The following is a 6,252-nucleotide window of genomic DNA, read 5'->3' as shown; positions in this document are numbered from 1 at the left end:
ATGTTGCGCGATGCCGACCGGTGCTTGCGTCGCGGACGATCCTTGTCTTCGGCGGCATCGTCATTGGCCGCGGCCGGCACCTCGCAGAGGTCGCCGAGATCGAGCGCGATCTGCGTCGGATCGAGGACGGCCAGCTTCTCCGATTTTACCCCGAAGATCATCTGCCGAAGCAGATCGGCATAGACGCGCAGCTCCGCGTTCTCGGCTTCAAGAGCCAGAACGATTCTCTGCAGCTCGGCAGGATCCGATGGCAACGAATCAGGGCGGGGCGACATGATCAACCCTACCAAGCAGCCCCGAATCTTCAAGCAAATCCAGTCACTTCACGCCGCTCTGACCGGTCTTTTGACGTGCTTCTTCGCCACCCTCGTCCAGTCGAGGCCGGCCACTAGAAGGGCGAACTCCTCGCGCGTCAGCCGGATCGAGCCGCCGCGGATCGGCGGCCAGGTGAAGCGCCCGGATTCGAGCCATTTCGAGACCAGAACCATGCCGCTTCCGTCCCAAAAAAGAAGGCGCAATCTGTCGCCGCGCTTGGGGCGGAAGACAAAGACGTCGCCGCAATAGGGATCGGCTGCAAGAGCCGAGGCGACCAGTGCAACAAGGCCATTGATGCCGCGGCGGAAGTCGACCGGCTGCGTCGCCACCACCACCTTCACGTCGCCGGCTGGCGCAATCACCGCGGCACACGCAACGCACCCACGATGGCGGCCGCCAGGGCCGGATCGACCGAACCCGTCAGGACGAGGCGGCTTTCACCGATCTCGAGCTCAATCCGACCAGCCGACGTGGGCACCTCGTGCTTCGCTGCGCCGGCGTGCTCGACCTGCCGGTCCTCGCCCGCGATCGTAATCGGCACAAACTGCAGGGCTGGCGGCGTCTTCGCAGCCGCCTTCGCCTGCACCAGCCCCACGTGCCGTCGCCAGACCGAAAGAAGACCTCGATTGATCCCCCAACGCCGCGCGACAGCCGAGATGTTGGCGCCCGGCTCCGCGCTTTCCGCAACAATCCGCGCCTTCTCCGCCGGCGTCCAGTTGCGCCGTTTCCGCCGGCCTGTGATCACCTCGACCCGGCGATAATGACTCTCTTCATGCCTGCCTTGATGACTGTCTTGATGACTGGCACTAGGGTCGTCCCACTCCATGCGCCTGCGCTCCTCGCAAAATCAGGCGGCAAATCTCCCCGGCGCATAGCCCCAAGGCAAGATGGGGTGCTCGTCACGCTCACAGTACTTCTGCAAATTATTTCGATCCCTTTCGGAACCCCTTTGCAAGGGCAGGCGCCGGGCTGTCCATGGGGTTTGATGGCGGAGCATCGCTGGCCCGCCAAGGTCCATAGCCGCCCTAAATTGCCCTCATGGCAACCCATTGGTTCGTCCCGCCGGTATTCGTAAGGACTGAAGCCGGTGACAGGCATACCTGCAACAATGCGAGGGCAGCCCTCGAGCAGCTAAAGACATGGACCCGGAGAGGACCTCGCTGGCACAAGGCGGTGACCCTCTGCCTGTCAGCCTTGGAGGGCGATCCGATTGACCCTCACGTGATACGAAAGGCATTTGAGGCTGCCGCTAAGGAGGCCAAGATGTATCTCTCCCCTGAGCGGTAGGCATCGTGGCTACCCATTGGTTCTCGCCTCCGAGTGGACCAACCGTCTATCTCGCCATCGCAATTGCGCTGTCCAGAGCGTCCGGCGAGCCATTCTTCACACACTGGGTGCTCGTGGATGTCCTTTGGAAGATTGCAGCCGGCCTCGTCATTGGCTGGCTGGGCGGAAAAGTCATGGGCTACCTTACGTTTCGTCTGCCGAAACGATCGGGCTTGTCAGAGACGAAAGACGGCTTTGTTGCGCTCGGGATCACCTGCCTTGCTTACGGCTCGACCGAAGTCCTTCACGGCTATGGCTTCCTTGCAGTGTTTGTTGCAGCAGTGGCGCTGCGATCCATCGAGCGGCAGCATGAGTATCATGAGAGCTTGCACAACTTCGCTGAGCAGACTGAGCGATTGCTGATGATGGTGCTGCTGGTCTGCTTTGGGGCAGCGATCGCTGAAGGGTCGATTTTTAGCGCCTTGAGTTGGCAGGTGATCGCCACTGCCGCCCTGGTGCTATTGGTTGTGCGACCGATCGCGGCATGGGTTGGACTGATTGGATTTCCGGCGTCATCACGCGAAAAGGCCGTCATTGCCTTTTTTGGATACGCGGCCTTGGATCGTTCTACTACTTGGCCTTCGCACTCGGGCAGGCCGAATTCGACGGTGCGACAACCCTTTGGGTAACAGTCTGCTTCGCCGTTGTGAGTTCAATTGTCATGCATGGCATCATGGTGACTCCGGTCATGCACCAGTTGGACCGCGCTCGTCGCTCTTTGCTGCCCCGTGCCCGAAGCAGGCAGGACTAATGTCCCCAGAGTCGGACTTTTTGCTGCAGGCGCTGCTAAAGTGCGGGATCCTGGCACGAACGCAGTCAGCGCCTCAATTTCGGCATCACGAACGCCGCATGGTGAGGCACAGCATTGCCTGCGCAAAGACGCAATGAAGCCCGCCACCTTGCGAGTGACGGGCTCCCGGGGCGCAAAAGCCAGGAGAGTGTTTTGTCTGAGCCGCACGGCCCAATCCGACACTCCCAATCAGTCTCCTTAGCGTCGCGCAATAAGCATGCAAAGTTGCCGCAGATCGCTGTCATACGTCCCTTCGCTGCTGAGTATGTCGGCACAGCGCTTTTTCATGCGGATCAATTGGCTGCTCGACAGCTGGGCCACCACGGTGGGCATGCTGGGTGTGCCAGCCGTCCCGGGTGTCCCTGATCCTGCGGGAGTGCCTGGGGTTCCGGGAACGGTCCCGCCACCGACGCCGACACCAACGCCGACACCACCTGTGCCCAGGACATTGGCTCCTACGCCTGCCGTAACGCCGCGAGTGCCGCCTATGGTAGCGCCAGCGCCAGCCGTCACGCCGCGAGAACCGCCGATGTTTGCGCCTGCCCCAGCGGTCACACCATTCGTCCCGCCCATTTTGGCACCCGCGCCGGCGTTCACTCCGCCGCGGCCAGCAATCGAAGCGCCGGCTCCCGCTCTAATGCCATCACTGCCGCCTATCGATGCACCGAGACCGGCCTTGATGCCGGCGCTGCCACCAATAGCTACACCAGCACCGATGCCAACACGGGCCGCGCTGGAAGGCAAGGAAAGAGATAAAATAAGTGCGCAACCTGCCAAAACTGTGGCGAAACTCTTGGCAATATTTGCCATCACACTCTCCTTCGGTAGTTATCTCTAGCAGCAGTTTGAATACCTGCTACTTGGGCGATAACGAACTCAGAGGGGTTTTTAGTTGCTTGCGCGCGACTGTGGTTGAAATTGTTGCTTACGGGTAGAAAACCACTCCGATTCAATTTGAACGATTTTGAATGGAAGGTTTCGAGGCTGCTGGGGACGCTTCACTATTCGTTAAGCATGTTCGAGGCCGTGATGGGACTGTCTCCAAACGTTCGTCGACCCGTGTCGAAGCGCTGAAGCGCTCGGTAGGCGGGTGGTATGCATCACCTGCCGGTAAGTGTCGCCCTCGCCATTTCGCTTGTCGTCGGTCTGGGCGTGGCGGCGATAGCGTCAAAGTATCAGACGGAACGCTGCGGCATTCGATGTGTAGGGCACGCGCTAACCTGGGGAGGGTTGGACAGCAGGGAGGCTTTGAAACCCTAATCAGAAGGCGTAGGGACCCCTCCTTCGTGGCAGCAGCCTCGAACGCCTTACGGGTTTCATCAGGGGTCACTCGGTCCTCCATAGCGTCGATGCATATTTGCACCGCCTTCCGCCACTTGGGTCCCATCTTGGTCCACTTCAGGAGTTCCTCGGCGCACGCTCGACATTGTTGCAGCCGTAGGTGACCCCGGGTCGGTCGGTCTTGACGTTGATGGGAGGGGAGAACCAATGGGTTGCCATAAGGTGGAAGTTAGATGTGAGTTTTCAGAAGGTTGTCCATTCGGGCCCGACCGAGGAGACTGGAGTTGCCACGCTTCAGATTCGTCGGAGGACCCGAATGAACATTCATAAGAATGCCCGCCTCACGCCGCTGCGTCGAGAGGAGATGGCGCTTGCGGTCATGGAAGACGGCCTTTCGCAAGCCCAGGCAGCGTTGAAATTCGCGGTGACGGCGAAGGTCGTGAAGCGATGGGTCGGGCGCTACAAGGCCGAAGGCCGAGCCGGCATGGCCGACCACTCGTCGCGGCCCCGGCGTAGTCCGAATGCGACCGAACAGGCTGTGGCCGATCGGATCGTTGCGCTGCGGCGCCAGCGCCTCACCGGCAAGCACATTGCAAGTGTGGTCGCCGTCTCACCGGCGACGGTGAGCCGGGTGCTGGCGCGGGCCGGTCTGTCGCGGCTGAAGGACCTTGAGCCAGCAGAGCCGGTGCGTCGATATGAGCGTGACGCGCCGGGCGACATGATCCACATCGACATCAAGAAGCTCGGCCGTTTCGACCGCATCGGCCATCGCATCACCGGCGATCGCACCGGCCAAAGCAATGACCGGACTTCCCGTAAAGGCGGCGCAGGCTGGGAGTTCGTCCACGTCTGCATTGACGATGCCTCCCGCATCGCCTTCAGCCAGATTCTGCCCGACGAGAAAAAGGAAAGCGCCGTCGCCTTCCTTGACGCCGCCATCGCCTACTATGCCAGCCTCGGCGTCAGCGTCTCACGGGTCATGACCGATAACGGCGGCTGCTATAAAAGCCGCGCCTTCCGCGCCGCCTGCAAAACCCTCGGCCTCAAACACATTCGAACCAAACCCTACACGCCCAAGACAAACGGCAAGGCCGAACGCTTCATCCAGACCGCGCTCAGAGAATGGGCCTACGCAAGAGCCTACACCACGTCAGATCGCCGCGCTGCCGAGCTGCCCGTCTGGCTGCACCGCTACAATTGGCACCGCCCGCATGGCAGCCTAAAATCCAAAACACCCATCAGTCGCCTCGGATTGTCTGAGGACAACCTGTTGAGGCTCCACAGTTAGAGCGGGACGAGCCTGCCGACTAACTCAGTTGTAGTCTGCGATAATGGAACAACCCAGGCCCTCGGCAGTTTAGAAATCGCAGCGGTCAATTCTTCGTGGATGCAGCCGCTGTTGGGTCCGCCAGCTTTCTCACGAGTGGCGGGCCCGCCTTTGTGGAGGGGCTAACGTCCCCTGCTCATTAGCGGCAGCCAGGAATGCCTTGCGGGCCTCCTCCGGTTCCATTTGGTCGGAAATCACGGCGATGCAAACGCGCACCGCGAGGTTCCACTGAAGGCCATGGTTGGTCCACTTCATGAGTTCCTCAGCGGCGGCTTCAGCGTTGCCGACCTTGCGCGTCGAACCGCTACCCTCGGTCCTGACAGGGACCGGCGGGGAAAACCAATGGAGTGCCATGCAGGGTCACTCTTTGTCGGCCCGATCAAGTTCCTACAACAAATCCCTTTGCTCAGCCGGCAGCTCCTGTTCTACAGGCAGATCTAGCATGGCGCGAAGGTAATTGCGGATTACCTCTGAAGTGATCCAACGCCGCACAAAGGCCGCGCCGGCCAGGGGGAAAGACCATGAAAACCGCCATCACAGTACTCATTGTTCTGCAAGTCGCAAATTTGGCGGCCACGCTTGGGGCCGATTACTTTGGTCGTCGCCGCGCCACGGCTATTCGCTGCCTGATCTATGCCACGCACGCCATGGGCGAGCCGAAGGCTTGCACGGAGGCATTTCCACGGCCCGAGCTGCCATAGGACGCGCGTGCCTAGGCGCGACCCATTGCGGCGAGCGTCCCGAGGAAACAGGCCACAAATGAGCCCGCGCGCATGGTTTGCCTTCAGTGGGACGATAGTCACCAGAGCGCGTTCATGTCAGCCAGCATAACCGCACGGGCAGCCCTTCGGCGGCTGCCACTATATCCACCCGCGCTCCCTTGACCGTGTACCTAATTCTCAGGGGAGAGGTACATTTTGGCCTCCTTAGCGGCAGCCTCAAATGCCTTTCGGATCACGTGAGGGTCAATCGGATCGCCCTCCACAGCCGACAGGCAGAGGGTCACAGCCTTGTGCCAGCGAGGTCCTCGCCGGGTCCACGTCTTGAGCTGCTCAAGGGCTGCCCTCGCATTGTTGCAGCTACGCCGATCACCGGCTTCAGTCCTTACGAACACCGGAGGGACGAACCAATGGGTTGCCATGAGGGGAATGTAGGGCGGCTAGGGAGTTTCGTCGTCTCTGACCTTACCAATCGCCTCAAGTAATGAAGCTAG

Annotated in this window: 11 protein-coding genes; 4 read left to right on the top strand and 7 right to left on the bottom strand. The window is 60.8% G+C overall.

What is annotated here, in order from left to right:
• The 3 genes from AC0L2X_RS21990 to tnpA all read right to left on the bottom strand — a co-directional run.
• On the bottom strand, window positions 1–275 hold a 275-nt coding region (locus AC0L2X_RS21990; protein ID WP_473600338.1), incomplete at its 3' end, for an IS66 family transposase.
• Window positions 276–323: 48 nt separating this feature from the next.
• On the bottom strand, window positions 324–677 hold the full coding sequence (tnpB, locus tag AC0L2X_RS21985; protein WP_473600337.1) for an IS66 family insertion sequence element accessory protein TnpB: 354 nt from the start codon (window positions 675–677) through the stop codon (window positions 324–326).
• Window positions 674–1,141, bottom strand: coding sequence for an IS66-like element accessory protein TnpA (gene tnpA / locus AC0L2X_RS21980; RefSeq protein ID WP_473600336.1), 468 nt, complete (start codon window positions 1,139–1,141; stop codon window positions 674–676). Before tnpA ends, tnpB begins: the two co-directional genes overlap by 4 nt.
• A 212-nt stretch (window positions 1,142–1,353) precedes the next feature.
• Between tnpA and AC0L2X_RS21975 the strand changes: the two genes are divergently transcribed.
• Both AC0L2X_RS21975 and AC0L2X_RS21970 read left to right on the top strand, forming a co-directional pair.
• Window positions 1,354–1,602, top strand: coding sequence for a DUF982 domain-containing protein (locus AC0L2X_RS21975; RefSeq protein ID WP_473562191.1), 249 nt, complete (start codon window positions 1,354–1,356; stop codon window positions 1,600–1,602).
• A 5-nt stretch (window positions 1,603–1,607) separates the two neighbouring features.
• Window positions 1,608–2,270 (top strand): cation:proton antiporter domain-containing protein, encoded by a 663-nt coding sequence (locus AC0L2X_RS21970; RefSeq protein WP_473562192.1) that lies wholly within the window; start codon window positions 1,608–1,610, stop codon window positions 2,268–2,270.
• A 359-nt stretch (window positions 2,271–2,629) separates the two neighbouring features.
• Here AC0L2X_RS21970 and AC0L2X_RS21965 read toward each other — a convergent pair whose 3' ends face one another.
• Together AC0L2X_RS21965 and AC0L2X_RS21960 are read right to left on the bottom strand one after the other, a co-directional pair.
• Window positions 2,630–3,241, bottom strand: coding sequence for a hypothetical protein (locus AC0L2X_RS21965; protein ID WP_473562193.1), 612 nt, complete (start codon window positions 3,239–3,241; stop codon window positions 2,630–2,632).
• Between the two features lie 139 nt (window positions 3,242–3,380).
• Window positions 3,381–3,920 carry a DUF982 domain-containing protein gene (locus tag AC0L2X_RS21960; protein ID WP_473562194.1) on the bottom strand — a complete coding sequence of 180 codons (540 nt, stop codon included), beginning with the start codon at window positions 3,918–3,920 and terminating at the stop codon, window positions 3,381–3,383.
• Between the two features lie 108 nt (window positions 3,921–4,028).
• Between AC0L2X_RS21960 and AC0L2X_RS21955 the strand changes: the two genes are divergently transcribed.
• Complete coding sequence (locus tag AC0L2X_RS21955) at window positions 4,029–5,000, top strand: IS481 family transposase (protein ID WP_473600344.1); 972 nt, start codon at window positions 4,029–4,031, stop codon at window positions 4,998–5,000.
• A gap of 129 nt (window positions 5,001–5,129) precedes the next feature.
• Here the strand turns inward: AC0L2X_RS21955 and AC0L2X_RS21950 are convergent, their stop codons facing one another.
• Window positions 5,130–5,393 carry a DUF982 domain-containing protein gene (locus AC0L2X_RS21950; RefSeq protein WP_473562195.1) on the bottom strand — a complete coding sequence of 88 codons (264 nt, stop codon included), beginning with the start codon at window positions 5,391–5,393 and terminating at the stop codon, window positions 5,130–5,132.
• A gap of 167 nt (window positions 5,394–5,560) precedes the next feature.
• On the opposite strand from AC0L2X_RS21950, the gene AC0L2X_RS21945 reads away from it, so the two are divergent.
• On the top strand, window positions 5,561–5,740 hold the full coding sequence (locus tag AC0L2X_RS21945) for a hypothetical protein (RefSeq protein ID WP_352453788.1): 180 nt from the start codon (window positions 5,561–5,563) through the stop codon (window positions 5,738–5,740).
• A gap of 191 nt (window positions 5,741–5,931) precedes the next feature.
• On the opposite strand, the gene AC0L2X_RS21940 is transcribed toward AC0L2X_RS21945, so the two are convergent.
• Window positions 5,932–6,180, bottom strand: a complete 249-nt coding sequence (locus AC0L2X_RS21940) for a DUF982 domain-containing protein (protein WP_473562197.1) — start codon at window positions 6,178–6,180, stop codon at window positions 5,932–5,934.
• Between the last annotated feature and the right edge of the window lie 72 nt (window positions 6,181–6,252).

Source organism: Mesorhizobium sp. WSM4828, from assembly GCF_055811175.1.
This window is presented reverse-complemented; position numbering and strand designations above follow the sequence as displayed.